Raw genomic sequence first — 16422 nt, forward strand, 5'->3', positions numbered from 1 at the left:
AACATGCCCAGGGACGAGTGCTATGACCCGCGGTTCCACCCTGATTGATATAAACGTCTAATCCGAATCAAAAATGATTGGTTCATATACATTGAATTGTTTGAATATTCATGTATGTTGTTTATATCCTCTTTTATAAAAATTGGCTCTGGGGTGCCTTTTCACTTATGATACAGGCTTTCACCATCCCTGCTCGCTTCGCTTATAAGTTACTTATTAAAATCCCTTCATCGCCTCATATGCAATTTGTATACAAAAAACTTTGTAACATGGTATCATTGTAACACGGTAAACTTTTCTTCGCAATACGTGAAGAATTAGTATATACTAAATGAGAAAAGTATAACACATTATAATAGATTGAGGCGGTGAGTCCAATAGAACTCAATAAACGTCAAGAAGACATTTTACAAATCGTGAAAGAAAACGGCCCTATCACAGGCGAACAAATTGCAGATCGTCTCGGATTAACGCGCGCAACATTGCGCCCAGACTTAGCAATTTTGACGATGGCAGGCTTTTTGGATGCCCGTCCACGTGTTGGGTATTTTTATGCTGGCAAAAAAACAACAGGTGCATTAACAGAAAATATGTTAAGCCTAAAGGTGAAAGATTTTATGTCGATGCCGATTGTTGTTTCTGAAAATATGACGGTGTATGACGCGATTTGTCATATGTTTTTAGAAGATGTCGGAACATTATTTGTCGTGGATAAACAGATGCGTCTAGCAGGTGTATTATCACGAAAAGACCTATTGCGTACAAGCATTGGGTCACAAGATTTAAATAGCATTCCGGTGCATATCATCATGACACGTATGCCGAATATTGCATACTGTACAAAAGGTGATCCACTAATTGCGACGGCGAAAAAATTAATTGAACGTGAAGTAGACTCTTTACCGGTAATTGTTGAGCAAGAAGATGGTTTAGAGATTATTGGTCGTTTAACAAAAACAAGTATTACACGAGCGTTCATTTCACTTGCAGAAACACATGAACTGTAAGGAGGACGATGTATGGAGAAGCAGTTAAAGGTATTTATTGTCTCAGATTCTGTTGGTGAAACAGGCGAACACGTTGCGAAGGCGGCGATTAGTCAATTTCGACCAATGTTGCAAGATGTAGATTTTCGGAAGTTTGCGCACATTTATACGATGGAGCATATTCATCATATTGTGAAGCTTGCACAACAACAACAAGCCATTATTATTTACACACTCGTACACGAAAAAATGCGTCAATATATGCACGAAGAAGCGGAAAAAGCGGCACTAGATGCGATTGATGTGCTTGGTCCTATTATATCGACTGTCGGGAAAACATTAGATGAAAAGCCGGCTGAAGAACCAGGGCTTGTATACCAGCTAGATGATGGTTATTTTAAAAAAATTGAAGCCATTGAATTTGCAGTAAAGTACGATGATGGCAAAGACCCGCGTGGTATTTTAAAAGCGGATATTGTGTTAGTCGGGGTATCGCGTACGTCGAAAACACCATTATCACAATATTTAGCGCATAAAAAAATTAAAGTAGCAAACATTCCACTTGTGCCGGAAGTTGAACCACCAGAAGAATTGTATATGGTCGATCCGAAAAAATGTTTCGGCTTAGTGATTTCGTCAGAGAAATTACATTCGATTCGGAAGGAACGTCTTCTTGCACTTGGTTTACGTGACGATGCGATTTATGCAACGGATAATCGCATCGAGTCAGAAATTGCGCACTTTTATCATGTTGTTGACCGTATTGGCTGTGATGTCATTGATGTCACGAATAAAGCGGTGGAAGAAACAGCGAATGATATTTTACAGCGTTTAAAATTAATATAGCTTCGCGAACAGCTGCTCACGACGTATAACGGAATGGGCAGCGTTTTGTTGCGGGTTTTGTAACGATAATTTGTCCGTAAGATACATCGTGGGCAAATTTTTCTTTTTGTCACATATGTTTCATTTTAGAGCATATGGGAATCAATACAGCAAGCAAGAAACTTAATAAAAACGCCATAAAAATAATAAAGCAAAAGTATGGCACAAAAATAACCATTGTTTTATAATAAGAGAATTGTGGGTAAAAAATAATAAGCTATTCATCAATGTTTTTTTGAAATTTAGCAGGAAATTGCGAAATCATATCGAATAAGTATTGATGTTAGAAATTGACGGTGATGAAATGACACAAAAGATAGATGAACAAAAGATTGAAGAAATTCGTTCAAGTTCGGATATTGTCGACGTCATCAGTGATTATATGCATTTAACGAAGCGCGGGCGAAATTGGTTTGGATTATGTCCATTCCATCATGAGCAAAGCCCTTCGTTTTCAGTGTCGACGGACAAGCAAATATTTCACTGTTTTGGATGTGGAGCCGGTGGAAATGTTATTACATTTGTAATGGATATCGAGCAAATCGCATTTCCAGACGCAGTAGCCAAATTAGGTGACCGTGTCGGTGTTCAAGTTGAGGTTGCGCCAAAGCGAGAGGATGAAGAAGTTCAATCGCCAGAAGGTCAGCGCCATCGCCGTATGAAAGAAGCTCATCAAATTGCTGCAGAATATTATCATCATATGTTACTGCATACAGAAGATGGGGAGGAGGCACTTCAATATTTAGAAGACCGAGGTTTTAGTCAAACTTTAATTGAGGATTATCAAATAGGATATGCCTTACCAACATGGGATGGATTAACGAATTTGCTAACAGCACGTGGCTTTGATTTAGCGGAAGTTGCAGAAAGTGGTTTGTTAATACAACGTGAGCAAGACGGTTCTTGCTTTGACCGTTTCCGGGGACGTATTATGTTTCCGATTCGTGATGAAAGTGGAAAGACGATTGCTTTTTCAGGTCGTATAATAGAAGCTTCTACATCAGAGGCGAAATATATGAATAGCCCTGAATCACCAATTTTCCATAAAAGCCAAGTGTTTTTCAACTTAGATAAGGCACGTGCGTCGATTCGTAAGCAGCATAAGGCCATTATTATGGAGGGATTCATTGATGTATTAGCGGCTGTTCGAGCAGGGATTCCAAATGTTATCGCGACGATGGGTACTGCCTTAACACCCCAGCATGTCACAAAGCTCAAACGCTTAGTGGAGCAAGTAATTATTTGCTATGATGGTGACGGAGCTGGGTGGGAAGCAGCGAAGCGAGCGGGGGAGTTATTGCAACAATCACGTATTAAAGCGGAAGTTGCGGTACTACCAGAAAAATTGGACCCTGATGATTATGTGAAACAACACGGCGCTACATCTTTTAAAGAGGACATCATTGACAAGCCGCATACGTATATTGCATTTGTAAAAATGCATGCACGTCGTGGCAAAAACTTTCAATTTGACAATGATAAGATGCAGTATGTACAAGAGGTTGTCGACTTACTTGTGCACAATACGTCGCCATTAGAACGAGATTTATACATTCGCCAATTAGCGGATGAAACGAATTTATCAGAAGAAGCGATTTTAGCAACATTGCGTCAAAAAGAGTCAGACGAGGCACAGCGCTCGAAGCGACAGCAACAAAAGGAACAATTTACACCGGTTGTTGTGACGCATCAAGTGAAGTTAAACGCGACAGACCGAGCAGAACGTCGATTGCTAAGTCATATGCTTCATAATGTCAGCGTTGTGGATCGTGTACAACGGAGCACGATTCAAAGTCCATTTATACATGATGTATTTACAGCTGTTTATATTCGGTTAATTGGGTTTTATGAGCAACATGATCGTGCCGACTACCAACGATTTATCGAGCAGCTAGAAGATATCGAGCTGCGTAAAATTGCATTGGAGTCTGCGATTGTAGAGCGAGACCCAGATCATGGGGAACAAGAAGTAACAGACTGCTTACATTACTTGAATAAAGAACGACTGCGTCAAGAAATTGAGCAAAAACAACAGCTTGCGATTGAAGCAGAAAAAATGAATGATATTATGAAAGCTGTTACGCTAGCAGAAGAAGTAAGGAAATTAAGAATTACGTATACTTCAATGTAATGTGTAGAAGTGTCAGAAGGAGGAAGGTTTATGGCGGATAAGTCTGAACGTTCAAAAGAATTAGAAAATGAGTTAACTTTAGAAGAAGCGAAGAAAATTTTAACGGCTAAAGCAAAGAAAGAACATGAAATGTCAATGAAGGAAATCGAAGAGGTATTAACAGGCTTCGACATTGAAAATGAAGAAATCTTCCACTTTGCTGAAGATTTAGAGAAAACGTTAAATATTTCAATCGAGGGCAAGGAAGAGTTTGAAGAGCAAAGTCTCATGAAAACAGAAGCGACTGAAGAAACGTTCGACTTAAACGATTTAAGCGTACCACCTGGCGTGAAAATTAACGACCCTGTCCGCATGTATTTAAAAGAAATCGGACGCGTAGACTTATTATCTGCTGCAGAAGAGGTTCGTTTAGCAGAACGCATTGAGCAAGGTGACGACGAAGCACGTAAACGTTTAGCAGAAGCAAACTTACGTCTTGTTGTATCGATTGCAAAGCGCTATGTTGGACGTGGCATGTTATTCTTAGACTTAATTCAAGAAGGAAATATGGGGCTAATTAAAGCGGTTGAGAAGTTCGATCACCGCAAAGGATTTAAATTCTCGACGTATGCAACATGGTGGATTCGCCAAGCGATTACACGTGCGATTGCTGACCAAGCACGTACAATTCGTATCCCAGTGCATATGGTTGAAACAATCAACAAATTAATTCGTGTACAACGTCAATTATTACAAGATTTAGGTCGTGAGCCATCACCAGAAGAAATCGGTGAAGAAATGGATTTAACGCCTGAAAAAGTACGCGAAATTTTAAAAATCGCACAAGAGCCAGTATCTCTTGAAACGCCAATTGGTGAAGAAGATGATTCACATTTAGGAGACTTCATTGAAGACTCAGAAGCGCAATCACCATCTGACCATGCTGCATATGAGTTATTAAAAGAGCAATTAGAAGATGTGTTAGATACGTTAACAGACCGTGAAGAAAATGTATTACGTTTACGTTTCGGTTTAGATGATGGTCGTACACGTACGTTAGAAGAAGTAGGGAAAGTATTCGGTGTTACGCGCGAGCGTATTCGTCAAATCGAAGCGAAAGCGTTACGCAAATTACGCCACCCATCTCGTTCGAAGCGTTTGAAAGACTTCTTAGAATAGAATGAAAGTAACGGGCATACAGTTCTTTAGTAGAACTTTATGCCCTTTTTTTGTCAATTTACTCAATGAACCTCATTTATGAGCCGATAGTTACAGTAGACTTAGTTGAGAAGGTGTGCTTTTTTGGTAGTGATACACAAAAAGTACACGTATAGAACTACAGTGAAATTGCGTATAATGGGGTCGAATTTTATGTCAAATCAGCGCAAACAAATCATTATTAATGAAATCACGTTTTGGAAACAAAATAAACTATTACCAGAACAGTATTGTGATTTTTTAATGACGCTGTATACCGAAGGGCAACAACTAGAGGAGCCAGCACATCAAAAGGCTGTATTACAACGAGCGACAACGAACAAGAATCATCTTTGGTTGCTTTTTGCAACAATTGTCAGCGCATTATTGTTATACAGTTTATTTGAATTTACAACAGTATCTTGGTTGATGCCTGCTATTGGAGCGGTCGTAGCGATTGTTTTTATGGTAAGTGCCTTTTTATTAGTCAAAAAACAGCGCAATATGGCGGCAGTGTTGCAAGTATTAGCTGCGTTATTGTTGTTTGCAGTATCCATTCAAGTGAGCCAGACATTTTTCCCAAATGATGAAAGTATGTTATATATTTTCATTTTAATGAACTGTGGACTATGGTTAGTTAGTGGGTTTTTATTAAAAGCGGTGTATTTTATTTTATCGGGTAGTATCGGTTTAGTGTTTGTGATTGCCCATTTCTTCTTTACGATGTGAAATTATATCACTATTATAATGAGGTTTTTTAGAGAAAAATCATGCATAAAATAGAAAACTTTGTTATAACTCTTTTCGTTTGCAAATGAATTTAGTACAATGAAAGTGTTGAAGCTTTTTTGTAAGAGACAAGGCAAGCTGAGGAGGGGAAACCGTATGAAAAACAATCCAATCATTCCGTACATCTTGATTATGGCATTTGGTATTGGTTTAATTTTCTTCTTATCTTTGGAAGGTGTCGGGAATCAGGAAGAGAAAGCAGAAGAAGAGCAAACAGAAGAAGGCGGCGAAACGACTGAGGCAGATGGAGAAGCAGTTGCACAAGCCAATTGTATCGGCTGTCACGGTGGCGATTTATCAGGTAGCGTCGGCCCAAGTTTAGTCGGTTTAAGTGATGAAGAACATATTCGTGATGTAATTGCGAATGGTCAAGGGACAATGCCAGGTGGTTTAGTGTCAGACCCAGCGCAAGTAGATGCACTTGTGGAGTATATTTTAACATTAGAATAAATACGGCTTACATATGGAGTGACGTGTGTGCTTCTATGGACTAAGCAAGTATGATTCTAAGCGTAACAGGTAAAAAAAGCGATTGTTGCAGAGGGATTTCTGCGACAGTCGCTTTTTGTTGCTTGAATATTCACGCTTTCTTTGAAAGCACGCAAATGCCTTTTCTTTGCTAAAGGAAGTACGGTATACTAAATTTAATTTGAAACACAAGAAAGTAGGGATTTTGTGAACGCACAAAAATTATCGAAGCGTTTAGAAACAGTGGCATCATTCGTGCCAACAGGAGCCGTTGTGGCAGATATCGGGAGCGACCACGCATATTTACCGTGCTATTTAGTGCATCGTGGTGTGGCGTCACGTGCTATCGCAGGTGAAGTTGTACAAGGGCCATATGAATCAGCGGAGCGTCAAGTGCGCACAGAAGGTTTAGCAGATAAAATTACGGTGCGTTTAGCAAACGGTTTAGCGGCGGTAACACCACAAGACCAGGTTGATACAGTAACAATTGCTGGTATGGGTGGCCCATTAATCGTCTCGATTTTAGAAAAGCATCCAGAAAGTTTAGAAACGGTGACACGCTTAATTTTACAACCAAATATTCATGCAAAAGTCATTCGTGAGTGGGCGTTGCAACATGGCTGGGCATTAATAGATGAAGTGATTTTAGAAGAAGATGAAAAGATTTACGAAGTGCTAGTGCTTCAGCGCGGTGAGATGACATTAACTGAGCAAGAAATTTTATTAGGTAAGTTTTTACCAGCACGTAAAGCACCAGCATTCGTTAAAAAATGGACGCGTGAATATGACAACTGGAAGCGTGTATATGGTGCGATTGAACGCGCAGAAGCAACGCTAGAAAATGAAGCGAAAAAGCAAGAGCTTACACAATATATGACATGGATAGAGGGAGTGTTACGTTAACATGGCAGTGAATGGACAAGAAATTATCCGTTTATTTGAAACGTGGTCACCAAAAAAACTAGCATGCATGGACAATGACCCAATTGGTTTAGCGATTGGTACATTAAATAAGCCGGTGTCGAAAGTGCTCGTTACATTAGACGTTAATGATGCAGTGGCAAATGAAGCGATTGCACAAGGCTGTGAGTTAATTATTGCGCATCATCCACCTATTTTCCGCAAACTGGCGAATATTCGTACAGATAATCCAGCAGGTGCGTTGTATGAAAAGCTTATTAAACACGATGTTGCGGTATATGCAGCGCATACGAATTTAGATGTGGCAACAGGTGGTGTCAATGATTTACTAGCAGAGGCACTACAATTAACTGATTGCGAAGTGCTAGAAAAAACATATCGTGAGCAATTAATGAAGCTAGCTGTATTTGAGCAACAAAGTAATGCAGATGCTTTACGCGAAGCACTTGCAAAAGCAGGTGCAGGCAATATTGGCGATTATACAGGGTGTAGCTTTACAACACACGGAGAAGGTCGTTATACGGCGCAAGCGGGAGCGAATCCAACAAAAGGGGAAGTTGGTACGCCACATATTGAGCAAGAGGTACGTATCGAAGTAGTATTCCCACAATCAATTAAAAATCGCGTATTAAAAGCGATGCTCACAACGCATTCCTATGAAGAGCCAGCATATGATTTATTTACGATGGCGATTGATGTGAATGAAATGGGCTTAGGACGTGTAGGGCGCTTAGCGCAACCGATGACAATGCGTGACTTTGTCAGTCATGTAAAAGAAGCACTACAAGTACCAGCTGTGCGTATTGTTGGTGACCCTGATTCAATCGTATCAAAAGTTGCGGTTGTTGGTGGCGACGGCAATAAATATATTTATGCAGCGAAACGAGCAGGTGCTGACGTTTTTGTTACAGGAGATATGTATTTCCATGTGGCACAAGATGCACAAACAATGGGCTTACAAATTGTTGACCCAGGACATCATGTCGAAAAAGTAATGATTCCAGGTGTAGCGAAAAAAATGACCGAGCTATGTGCGAAATTAGATGTTGAATTTATCGAATCAACAGTCAATACGGAACCATTTTTATTTATGTAATAACGTGTCCGGTGTAGCGCAAAGCGTAAAAAAAGAAGCTGGAACTGATGAGCTTGAGACTACAGGCTCAAGCTCATGCCTGCGAAACGCGTCCGATATGTAGAGTAGCACCCAACGCACAAAAATATCCTTCAGCAGTTGTCGTTGCTGAAGGATGTTTTTGTTTGTTTCAATTCTTTTTTACTGTAAATTAAACAGAAGGTGTTGTTTTGGACGATAATGCAATTTGCTCTTGCTCTACATCAAATTCGTTTTCCATTTTCGATACAACAACTGTTGCCACACCATTACCGATTAAATTTGTCACAGCACGTGCTTCAGACATGAAGCGGTCGACACCAATTAATAGTGCAATCCCTTCAACCGGAATCATTGGGAAGGCGGCTAGTGTTGCAGCCAGTGTGATAAAGCCAGAGCCGGTAACACCTGCAGCCCCTTTAGATGTAATCATTAATACACCTAGTAACGTAAGCATTTGGATAATTGATAGTTCAATGCCGTATGCTTGCGCGATGAAAATCGCAGCCATTGATAAGTAAATCGATGTGCCATCTAAGTTGAACGAGTAGCCGGTTGGTACAACAAGCCCGACAACTTGTTTCGAACAGCCGTAGTTTTCGAGCTTGCGCATCATGGCTGGTAACGCCGATTCAGATGATGACGTTCCAATAACTAAGAAAATTTCGTCTTTCATATACGCAATGAATTTAAAGATGCTAAATTTATAGTAACGTGCAATGCCCCCAAGTACTAATATAACAAAGAAGAACATTGTTGCGTACACCGACACCATTAATAAACCAAGTGATGTGAGTGAACTTAAACCAAATTTACCGATTGTGTACGCCATTGCACCGAATGCACCGATTGGCGAAATTTTCATTACGATACCAACGATTTTAAAGAAGATTTCTGATACTTGTTCAAAGAAGCGAATAACAGGACGTGATTCCTCACCGATAGCTGCAGCAGCAACCCCGAATAATACCGCACATAATAATGTTGGTAATAGCTCACCATTTGCAAGTGAACCAATAAAGTTTTCAGGAATAATACTCATTAAAAAGTCTACTGTGCCACCTGACTGCTCAGCAGCGTCTGTGTATTGTGAAACGTCAGCACTTACATTTGACGTATCTAGACCTTGACCTGGTTTAATAATATTGACAACGATTAAACCGATTGCAAGAGAAATTGTTGACACGACTTCAAAGTATAGCAATGCTTTCCCGCCAATTTTCCCTACTTTTTTCATATCGCCCATACTACCGATCCCAACAACAACTGTTAAGAAAATAATCGGGGCAATTAACATTTTAATTAAATTAATAAAGACATCTGCAAGAATTTTCAGCTCTGCTCCAAAACTAGGGAACAATGCACCCACGATAATACCAAGAATAATGGCGATAATCACTTGTACCGTCAAGTTTTTTAAATTAAGACGCATGTTATCAAACTCCTTTTTTTTCAGAATTGTTTTTTTGTTAACGTTTTCATCACTTTACAGCAATGCTTTCAAAAAATGCTTTTTTGGTGATAAAGTTTTTAAAAATGTTTCTGAAAATGAGGTACGTACAACATGTGAAACGTTGAGTAATCTACTGTTATAAACAGTTTTTTGTTTTTATTTCTGTATTAGTACAATGTTTTCGGTCATAAAAATAGCTATTTTGACCAATAAGACCAAAATAGCTACTGTGCAAATGTATCAATAATTTGTTTATAGTGTGTATTTGCGTAGGCTTCATAAATAGGCGCCATACGCTGCTGGAAGCGTCTTTTTTCTATGTCAGAAAGTGTTGAGATTTCGGCACGCTGTTGTAAAGTAGCATACGCTTGCTTATTTAACTGTGCAGATTGAGCGAAATGCCACGCAGTTGTTTCGTGCAATGCTTCATCAATAATTTGTTGAACGTCTGGTGGTAATTGCGTATAAAAATCCTCGTTTATTAACACGACATAGCTTAAAAGTCCATGGGCTGATACGGTTACATACGGCTGAAAACCATCGATATTTTTCGATGCGATGTTTGAAAATGTATTTTCTTGAATGGTATATGTTTGCGCCTTCGCATTTGAGAAAATATCTTGAAAGGCAAGTGTAATCGGTGTTGCGTCTAATAATGTGAATTGTTCTTTCAAAATATGACTATCCATAATACGGACGTATTGTTGCTGAAAGTCATCAATTTTCGTAATCGGCAGTTCCGATAAAAAATGTTTAAAGCCATTTGCCCAAAATGCGCGGGGTATGACGTTATCTACGGAGGACATCGCGAGCAATTGCTGTGCTTCTTCACTTGTGAAAAAGCGTTCGACATGCTGTGCATCATGAAATAAATACGGAATATCTAATACCGCCCATGCCGGCACTTCTGTTGTCATCTTTGAAACGGTTGGCATAATCATTTGTACATCGTTATGTTGTAGCGCGGCTAGCTCCGTTTCATCATTGTATAAAACGGCATTGGCAAATACTTGTACATCAATATGACCGTTGGATTTTTGTTCGACTAAGTTTGCAAAGTGCTGTGCAGCAAGCCCTTTTGGTGTATTTTGTGCCACGACATGACTAATTTTTATCGTGATTTGTTCATCCAGTGCTTGCTGTTCATCATCATATGGTAACGTTTGTGTAGTGGATGGCCACAGAAGAAAGCCAAAAAACATGCATAGGCAAAGGCCGATGACTATGATAAAATAACGCACAAACTAGCTCCTTTCTGGCAAGATTAGTTGCAGTATATCATTTGTTTGACTGAGGAGGGCTATATGTCTTTTAAAAATGTGCCAATGAATGGCAAAATATTACTGTTTATGTGTTGCATTTTAGCGGTGTCATTTACGATTGCTGGCACATTTTCACTGAAAATATGGTTGGATGAGCGACAAAGTTTATTGACCGAGCAAGCGATGTTAATGGCACGTACCGTAAGCGAAATTCCATTGATTCAAGATGTGATGACATTGCCACCAGAGCAAGCATCGACAAGTATGGAAAGTACGATTGACGAATTACGGGCTATTAATAATGCATCGTATATTGTCGTCATGAATATGGAACGCGTGCGGCTTACACACCCAAGTAAGCAAATGGTTGGTACAGCATCACATTCAGAGGATTTAAGTCCAGCTTTTGCTGAACATTATTATACGACGGTGGCAGCTGGCGAACAAGGAAAGATGATACGAGCGTTTGCACCGATTGTCAATACGTCCCATGAACAAGTAGGTGTTGTCGTTGTTGGTTATTTATTACCAAATGTGTGGCAACTCATTCAAGAAACACAAGTACTTATTTGGATAACGCTTATTATTTCTATCGCATGTAGCATCGGTGGTGCGACATTGTTAAGCCGCCATATGAAGCAACAAATGTACGGTCTAGAGCCACACGAAATCGCGAAGTTATATCATGAACGTACCGAAACCTTTAATGCGATGCAAGAAGGAGTTATCGCGATTGATACAGACCATCGCATTACGATTTTTAATCCGAAAGCATGTGATATATTGGGTGTTCAAGGCGACTTTATTGGTCAGCGCATTGAACGTGTGTTAATTGATACACGATTGCCTGAAATTATCGTGTCAGGCAAGGCAGTACATAACCAAGAAATTTACATTCAACAAACGCCGATTATTTCAAACCGTGTACCTATTCATGTGAACGGAGAGACGGTAGGGGCGATTGCTATTTTCCGTGACCGTACGGAAGTGAAGGCATTAGCCGAAGAGCTTACAGGAGTAAAAGCATTCGTGGAAGGGTTGCGCGTACAAACACATGAATATAAAAATAAATTGCATACGATTGCAGGATTGTTGCAGCTCAATAAACCACAAGAGGCGTTACATTATATTACAGAAGTAAAAGAAGCACACGAAGAATTAACAACGATGCTTGAGCAACGCATTGCACATGAACAAATTGCCGGTCTGCTCTTAAGTAAAGTACAGGCAGGCAATGAACTAGGCATTCATGTGCAGTTAGATCGCCAAATGCAAGTAACAGCCTTACCGCCTCGTTTAGATCAGCATGATGTTGTCATTATGCTGGGCAATTTAATCGAAAATGCATTTGATGCGTTGCGTGATAGTCCGGGGCCAAAAGAAGTCGAAATTAGCATTGAAGGAGATGCGACATGTTTAGCGTTATCGGTGAGCGATAATGGTACCGGCATGACGGCATCGACACAACAACAATTATTGACACGAGGATTTTCGACAAAAGGAAGTGAAAATCGTGGCATTGGTATGTATTTAGTGGGGCAAATTGTTGAGCGTGCAGACGGAATATTAACGGTTGAAAGTGAATTAGGATACGGAACAACGATGACGATTACGTTTGAGTGAATGGAGGAGCACTATGTATAAAGTATTATGTATTGAAGATGACCCAATGGTGCGCGAAGTGAATCGCCAATTTATTGAGCGTGTCGAAGGTTTTACAGTCATTGATTTTGCAAAAGATGGACAGGAAGGCTTGCAGAAAATTGAACAGCTCCGTCCACATTTAGTATTTATGGATGTCTATATGCCACAGCTAGATGGTTTAGAGACACTTGCGTTGCTTCGCGCGCAAGACACAGAAACGGATGTAATTATGGTGACAGCAGCGACGAATGTCGAAGCAATTAATCGCGCGATGCATTTAGGTATTTTTGATTATATTTTAAAGCCATTTTCAATGGAGCGCGTAGCACAAGCATTGGAGAAATATAAACCATATAAAGCGTTATTAACAACGCAGCGTGATTTTACGCAGCAACAGCTTGACCGTTTATTACATACAACAGAGACGCCCGTAAAAGTGGAAAATATTGCGTTAACGGAAGCGTTGCCAAAAGGATTAAATAAAGCGACGCTCGATAAAATTTTGCAACATTTGCATGGCTTACAGGTAGCAACATCAGCGGAGCAGCTTGCTTCTCAGCTTGGCATCGCGCGTGTGACCGCAAGACGTTATTTAGATTTTTTAGAGAAACAGCAAATTGTGTCAGTCGATATTCAATACGGTCAAATTGGAAGGCCGATGAATTTATACGCCATTACAGCACATAAAAAAGAGTAGCGATTTGCTACTCTTTTTTATATCGTTGAATTTGATTACGCCCCGCTTGTTTTGATCCGTACAATGCGTCATCAGCCTCTTTAATTAAGGATTCCAATGTTGCCTGATTTTCAATCGTGCCGAGCGTATAGCCTAGACTAATGGATACTTCAGAATGGCATACTGATTTTTCATGTGGAATATGCAACTGCGCGACGGTATTGAATATGCATGTAGCAATTTCTTGAGCAGTGTGTTCATCAACTTGGAGTGCAACGACAACGAACTCTTCACCGCCAAAACGCGCGCTAAAATAGCCTTTTTCCTGCATACATGTATCAATGGCCTGTGCTACTTGTTTTAGCACTTGGTCACCGGCTAAATGTCCATAAAAATCGTTGTATGTTTTAAACGAATCAATATCTAGCACATAGATAGCTGCGCTTTGAGGCGTTGTCGTATGTGTTTGAATATATTCATATAAACCACGCCGATTTGGAATACGTGTTAGTTCATCACGCAGCACGAGCTGATGGAGGTGGCGATTTAATGTAGCCATTTCTTGATTGGCTTCTTGTAAAAGTACCTTTTGTGAAAACGTACGTACACGGTTATTGTATAACACTCGTGAGCCAAGTGTCGCGAAAATAAAAAATATCGTAATATTAATAAAGTGACCTGTTAAAATTTTCGTGTTTTCTTGCCAAATAAACATGCCGACAATGAGTAAAATTGTAGGGAAGAAATGCAACAAAATAAACGAGCGTCGGCTTACGATAAATAACACGGTTGCAACAAGAAAATTGGTTAAGTACGCCGTCACATGCCCATAGGAGGATTGGTCAATTAATGTGACAACGACACCCCAAAATAATGTGAAGCTATAAAAAGCCATTAAGTAATAATGCTGTAAGCGCGCCCGCTGATGAATATGTGCGATGCGCTCACTTGTGTGTAAAAACACTAGTGTTAAAATGGCGACCGCTAAAAAGGATAAATATAAAATTACATAATAGTGTAAGGACACACCATATGTATAAAAATTGCGTAAAAGCATTAAAATTTCAAGAACAATGACAAAACGAACATATAGTTTCGCACGATATACATTTTCAGTTGTCATTTGTTGTAATAGATGATTTTGTTGTCCGGTAGCAACAGAAGGAGCTTGTTTAAACATCTATGTATACCGCCTTTTTTATAATTTACAAACATCTATTACTATAGCTCACATGGCGGGCGGAAACAAATAATAATCGAAGGATGTACGGTTTTTTGACAAAAAATTATGAGGACATCCAGATACGCGTGATCGATGCGTATGGCCGTTCTGTGGTGTGCACGAAAAGCAGAAAAATACGGCTGGGACAGAAACCTATTTCTGATGATAAAATGTGCTGGTGCGTTCCGACGAAAACGGCGACTTCAGCAGGACAAGTCATGTTTTTTTGCAACGAGGTATCGCAGGAGCATGGGCTTTTAAGCGGAACATCGTCTTTGCCTCAAGCCATGCCTGCGAAACGCGTCAACTATGTGAAATGGCACCAAAGGCAGAAAAATATCCTTCAGCAGTTATCGTTGCTGAAGGATATTTAGTGTATACTCAATCGTTTTGAAAATAGCTGTTTTAGTACGGCATAATTTTTTCAACTGGTTTTGGTGCTTTAATTTTCGGTAAAATTTTATCGAGTGTTACAGAACGAACGATTTCATGTGTACTTGGGTCATTTTTATCGAACTTTTCGATAAATGCCATTACTTCTTTTACGATAGGTGTCGGTGTAGAAGCACCCGCTGTTACAGCAACCGTTTCAATATTCATTAACCACTCTACATTCAGCTCAGAAAGGTCTGAAATGCGGTACGAAGGTGTACCGGCGATTTCAACTGATACTTGTGTTAGGCGGTTTGAGTTGTTTGATTTTGGGTCACCAACAACGATTAATAATTCAGCAGCACCTGCTTGCTCAGCAACAGCTTCTTGACGTACTTGTGTCGCTAAACAAATTTCTTTATGCACTTCTACATGTGGGAAACGTTCTTCAATGCTTTCCATTAAGAATGCAACATCCCACTGTGACATCGTTGTTTGGTTCGTTACTAAAATACGTTGGTCGCTTGAGAAGTTTAACGCATCCATATCTTTCATTGACTGTACTAAGTGTACTTTATCAGGTGCTACACCAATCGCGCCCTCAGGTTCTGGATGACCCTTTTTCCCGATGTAAATGATTTCGTAGCCTTCTGCCGTTTTTTCACGAATTAAATCATGTGTAACTGTTACGTCTGGACACGTAGCATCAATCGCAACTAAGCCTTTACGACGCGCGATTTCGCGAATTTCCGGTGATACGCCGTGTGCCGTATAAATAACGGTACCTGTTTCTACTTTTTCAATAATATCTTTACGGTTTTCGCCGTCTAATGTAATAATGCCATCTTGTTCGAATGCATCCGTTACGTGTTTATTATGCACAATCATTCCTAAAATATAAATTGGACGTGGTAATGATTTATCTAATGCAGCGTTACGTGCAATGACCATTGCATCGACAACACCATAGCAATATCCTCGCGGTGTAATTTTTATAACTTTCATAGTTTGGAGACCCCTTTCAAAACTTACAGTACCTTCATTATAACGGACGTAGCAAACGAATACAAAGTTTCTGAATCTTTCTCCTGTGTTCTTTTTACCAATTGAAAAAGTTGTTTACAAAGCTACCGAAAGAGGGCATTAACAAATGGATTGGGTAACTGCCGATGTTTTTTGTCTATTGTGCGTCAACAACGTTTGTTTTTGAGGAAAAATTTCTAGAAGTATGACAACTTCATTGACTTATGACACTTGAACAGGATAAGATTGTGTGATGTTCGTCTTATTGTAAGGAAACGTCATACAATAAGAATTTGTCAG

At 39.7% G+C, this 16422-nt stretch carries 15 protein-coding genes; 11 read left to right on the top strand and 4 right to left on the bottom strand.

Annotation, left to right across the window (positions count from 1 at the left end):
• Positions 1 to 368: 368 nt before the first annotated feature.
• From ccpN to A6M13_RS01505, 8 genes are all read left to right on the top strand, one after another.
• The gene (ccpN, locus tag A6M13_RS01470) at positions 369 to 1007 is read left to right on the top strand and encodes a transcriptional regulator CcpN (protein WP_066542335.1); all 639 of its coding nucleotides are present in this window, start codon (positions 369 to 371) and stop codon (positions 1005 to 1007) included.
• Between the two features lie 12 nt (positions 1008 to 1019).
• A complete protein-coding gene (locus tag A6M13_RS01475) occupies positions 1020 to 1832 on the top strand; it encodes a pyruvate, water dikinase regulatory protein (RefSeq protein WP_066542336.1) in 813 nt (270 codons plus the stop codon).
• 319 nt (positions 1833 to 2151) lie between these two features.
• Positions 2152 to 4002, top strand: a complete 1851-nt coding sequence (dnaG, locus tag A6M13_RS01480; protein WP_245669188.1) for a DNA primase — start codon at positions 2152 to 2154, stop codon at positions 4000 to 4002.
• Positions 4003 to 4032: 30 nt separating this feature from the next.
• Positions 4033 to 5160, top strand: a complete 1128-nt coding sequence (gene rpoD, locus A6M13_RS01485) for an RNA polymerase sigma factor RpoD (RefSeq protein WP_066542337.1) — start codon at positions 4033 to 4035, stop codon at positions 5158 to 5160.
• 192 nt (positions 5161 to 5352) lie between these two features.
• Positions 5353 to 5907: a hypothetical protein gene (locus A6M13_RS01490; RefSeq protein ID WP_066542338.1), complete on the top strand. Its 555-nt coding sequence runs from the start codon at positions 5353 to 5355 to the stop codon at positions 5905 to 5907.
• Between the two features lie 156 nt (positions 5908 to 6063).
• Positions 6064 to 6417 (top strand): cytochrome c550, encoded by a 354-nt coding sequence (cccA, locus tag A6M13_RS01495; protein ID WP_066542339.1) that lies wholly within the window; start codon positions 6064 to 6066, stop codon positions 6415 to 6417.
• Between the two features lie 225 nt (positions 6418 to 6642).
• The gene (locus tag A6M13_RS01500; RefSeq protein WP_066542340.1) at positions 6643 to 7338 is read left to right on the top strand and encodes a tRNA (adenine(22)-N(1))-methyltransferase; all 696 of its coding nucleotides are present in this window, start codon (positions 6643 to 6645) and stop codon (positions 7336 to 7338) included.
• 1 nt (position 7339) lies between these two features.
• A complete protein-coding gene (locus A6M13_RS01505; RefSeq protein WP_066542341.1) occupies positions 7340 to 8452 on the top strand; it encodes a Nif3-like dinuclear metal center hexameric protein in 1113 nt (370 codons plus the stop codon).
• 190 nt (positions 8453 to 8642) lie between these two features.
• Here the strand turns inward: A6M13_RS01505 and dctA are convergent, their stop codons facing one another.
• Both dctA and A6M13_RS01515 read right to left on the bottom strand, forming a co-directional pair.
• Positions 8643 to 9902, bottom strand: a complete 1260-nt coding sequence (gene dctA, locus A6M13_RS01510; protein WP_066542342.1) for a C4-dicarboxylate transporter DctA — start codon at positions 9900 to 9902, stop codon at positions 8643 to 8645.
• Positions 9903 to 10147: 245 nt separating this feature from the next.
• A complete protein-coding gene (locus tag A6M13_RS01515; protein WP_083998150.1) occupies positions 10148 to 11164 on the bottom strand; it encodes a DctP family TRAP transporter solute-binding subunit in 1017 nt (338 codons plus the stop codon).
• Between the two features lie 63 nt (positions 11165 to 11227).
• On the opposite strand from A6M13_RS01515, the gene A6M13_RS01520 reads away from it, so the two are divergent.
• Positions 11228 to 12808 (top strand): ATP-binding protein, encoded by a 1581-nt coding sequence (locus tag A6M13_RS01520; protein WP_066542343.1) that lies wholly within the window; start codon positions 11228 to 11230, stop codon positions 12806 to 12808.
• 13 nt (positions 12809 to 12821) lie between these two features.
• Positions 12822 to 13526 carry a response regulator gene (locus A6M13_RS01525; protein WP_066542344.1) on the top strand — a complete coding sequence of 235 codons (705 nt, stop codon included), beginning with the start codon at positions 12822 to 12824 and terminating at the stop codon, positions 13524 to 13526.
• A gap of 7 nt (positions 13527 to 13533) precedes the next feature.
• On the opposite strand, the gene A6M13_RS01530 is transcribed toward A6M13_RS01525, so the two are convergent.
• The gene (locus A6M13_RS01530) at positions 13534 to 14685 is read right to left on the bottom strand and encodes a GGDEF domain-containing protein (protein WP_066542345.1); all 1152 of its coding nucleotides are present in this window, start codon (positions 14683 to 14685) and stop codon (positions 13534 to 13536) included.
• A 95-nt stretch (positions 14686 to 14780) separates the two neighbouring features.
• Here A6M13_RS01530 and A6M13_RS01535 point away from each other — a divergent pair, with 95 nt between their 5' ends.
• Complete coding sequence (locus A6M13_RS01535) at positions 14781 to 15101, top strand: hypothetical protein (protein WP_066542346.1); 321 nt, start codon at positions 14781 to 14783, stop codon at positions 15099 to 15101.
• Between the two features lie 31 nt (positions 15102 to 15132).
• Here the strand turns inward: A6M13_RS01535 and A6M13_RS01540 are convergent, their stop codons facing one another.
• A complete protein-coding gene (locus tag A6M13_RS01540) occupies positions 15133 to 16104 on the bottom strand; it encodes a 4-hydroxy-3-methylbut-2-enyl diphosphate reductase (protein ID WP_066542347.1) in 972 nt (323 codons plus the stop codon).
• Between the last annotated feature and the right edge of the window lie 318 nt (positions 16105 to 16422).

This window comes from Caryophanon tenue (assembly GCF_001700315.1).
Classification (GTDB): domain Bacteria; phylum Bacillota; class Bacilli; order Bacillales_A; family Planococcaceae; genus Caryophanon; species Caryophanon tenue.

Bases quoted from the DNA above. Each gene is read 5' to 3' on its own strand.
- A6M13_RS01520 (WP_066542343.1), top strand. From the start codon at position 11,228: ATGTCTTTTAAAAATGTGCCAATGAATGGCAAAATATTACTGTTTATG.
- cccA (WP_066542339.1), top strand. From the start codon at position 6,064: ATGAAAAACAATCCAATCATTCCGTACATCTTGATTATGGCATTTGGT.
- dctA (WP_066542342.1), bottom strand. From the start codon at position 9,902: ATGCGTCTTAATTTAAAAAACTTGACGGTACAAGTGATTATCGCCATT.
- A6M13_RS01505 (WP_066542341.1), top strand. From the start codon at position 7,340: ATGGCAGTGAATGGACAAGAAATTATCCGTTTATTTGAAACGTGGTCA.
- A6M13_RS01540 (WP_066542347.1), bottom strand. From the start codon at position 16,104: ATGAAAGTTATAAAAATTACACCGCGAGGATATTGCTATGGTGTTGTC.
- A6M13_RS01525 (WP_066542344.1), top strand. From the start codon at position 12,822: ATGTATAAAGTATTATGTATTGAAGATGACCCAATGGTGCGCGAAGTG.
- dnaG (WP_245669188.1), top strand. From the start codon at position 2,152: ATGTTAGAAATTGACGGTGATGAAATGACACAAAAGATAGATGAACAA.
- A6M13_RS01475 (WP_066542336.1), top strand. From the start codon at position 1,020: ATGGAGAAGCAGTTAAAGGTATTTATTGTCTCAGATTCTGTTGGTGAA.
- rpoD (WP_066542337.1), top strand. From the start codon at position 4,033: ATGGCGGATAAGTCTGAACGTTCAAAAGAATTAGAAAATGAGTTAACT.
- A6M13_RS01530 (WP_066542345.1), bottom strand. From the start codon at position 14,685: ATGTTTAAACAAGCTCCTTCTGTTGCTACCGGACAACAAAATCATCTA.
- A6M13_RS01490 (WP_066542338.1), top strand. From the start codon at position 5,353: ATGTCAAATCAGCGCAAACAAATCATTATTAATGAAATCACGTTTTGG.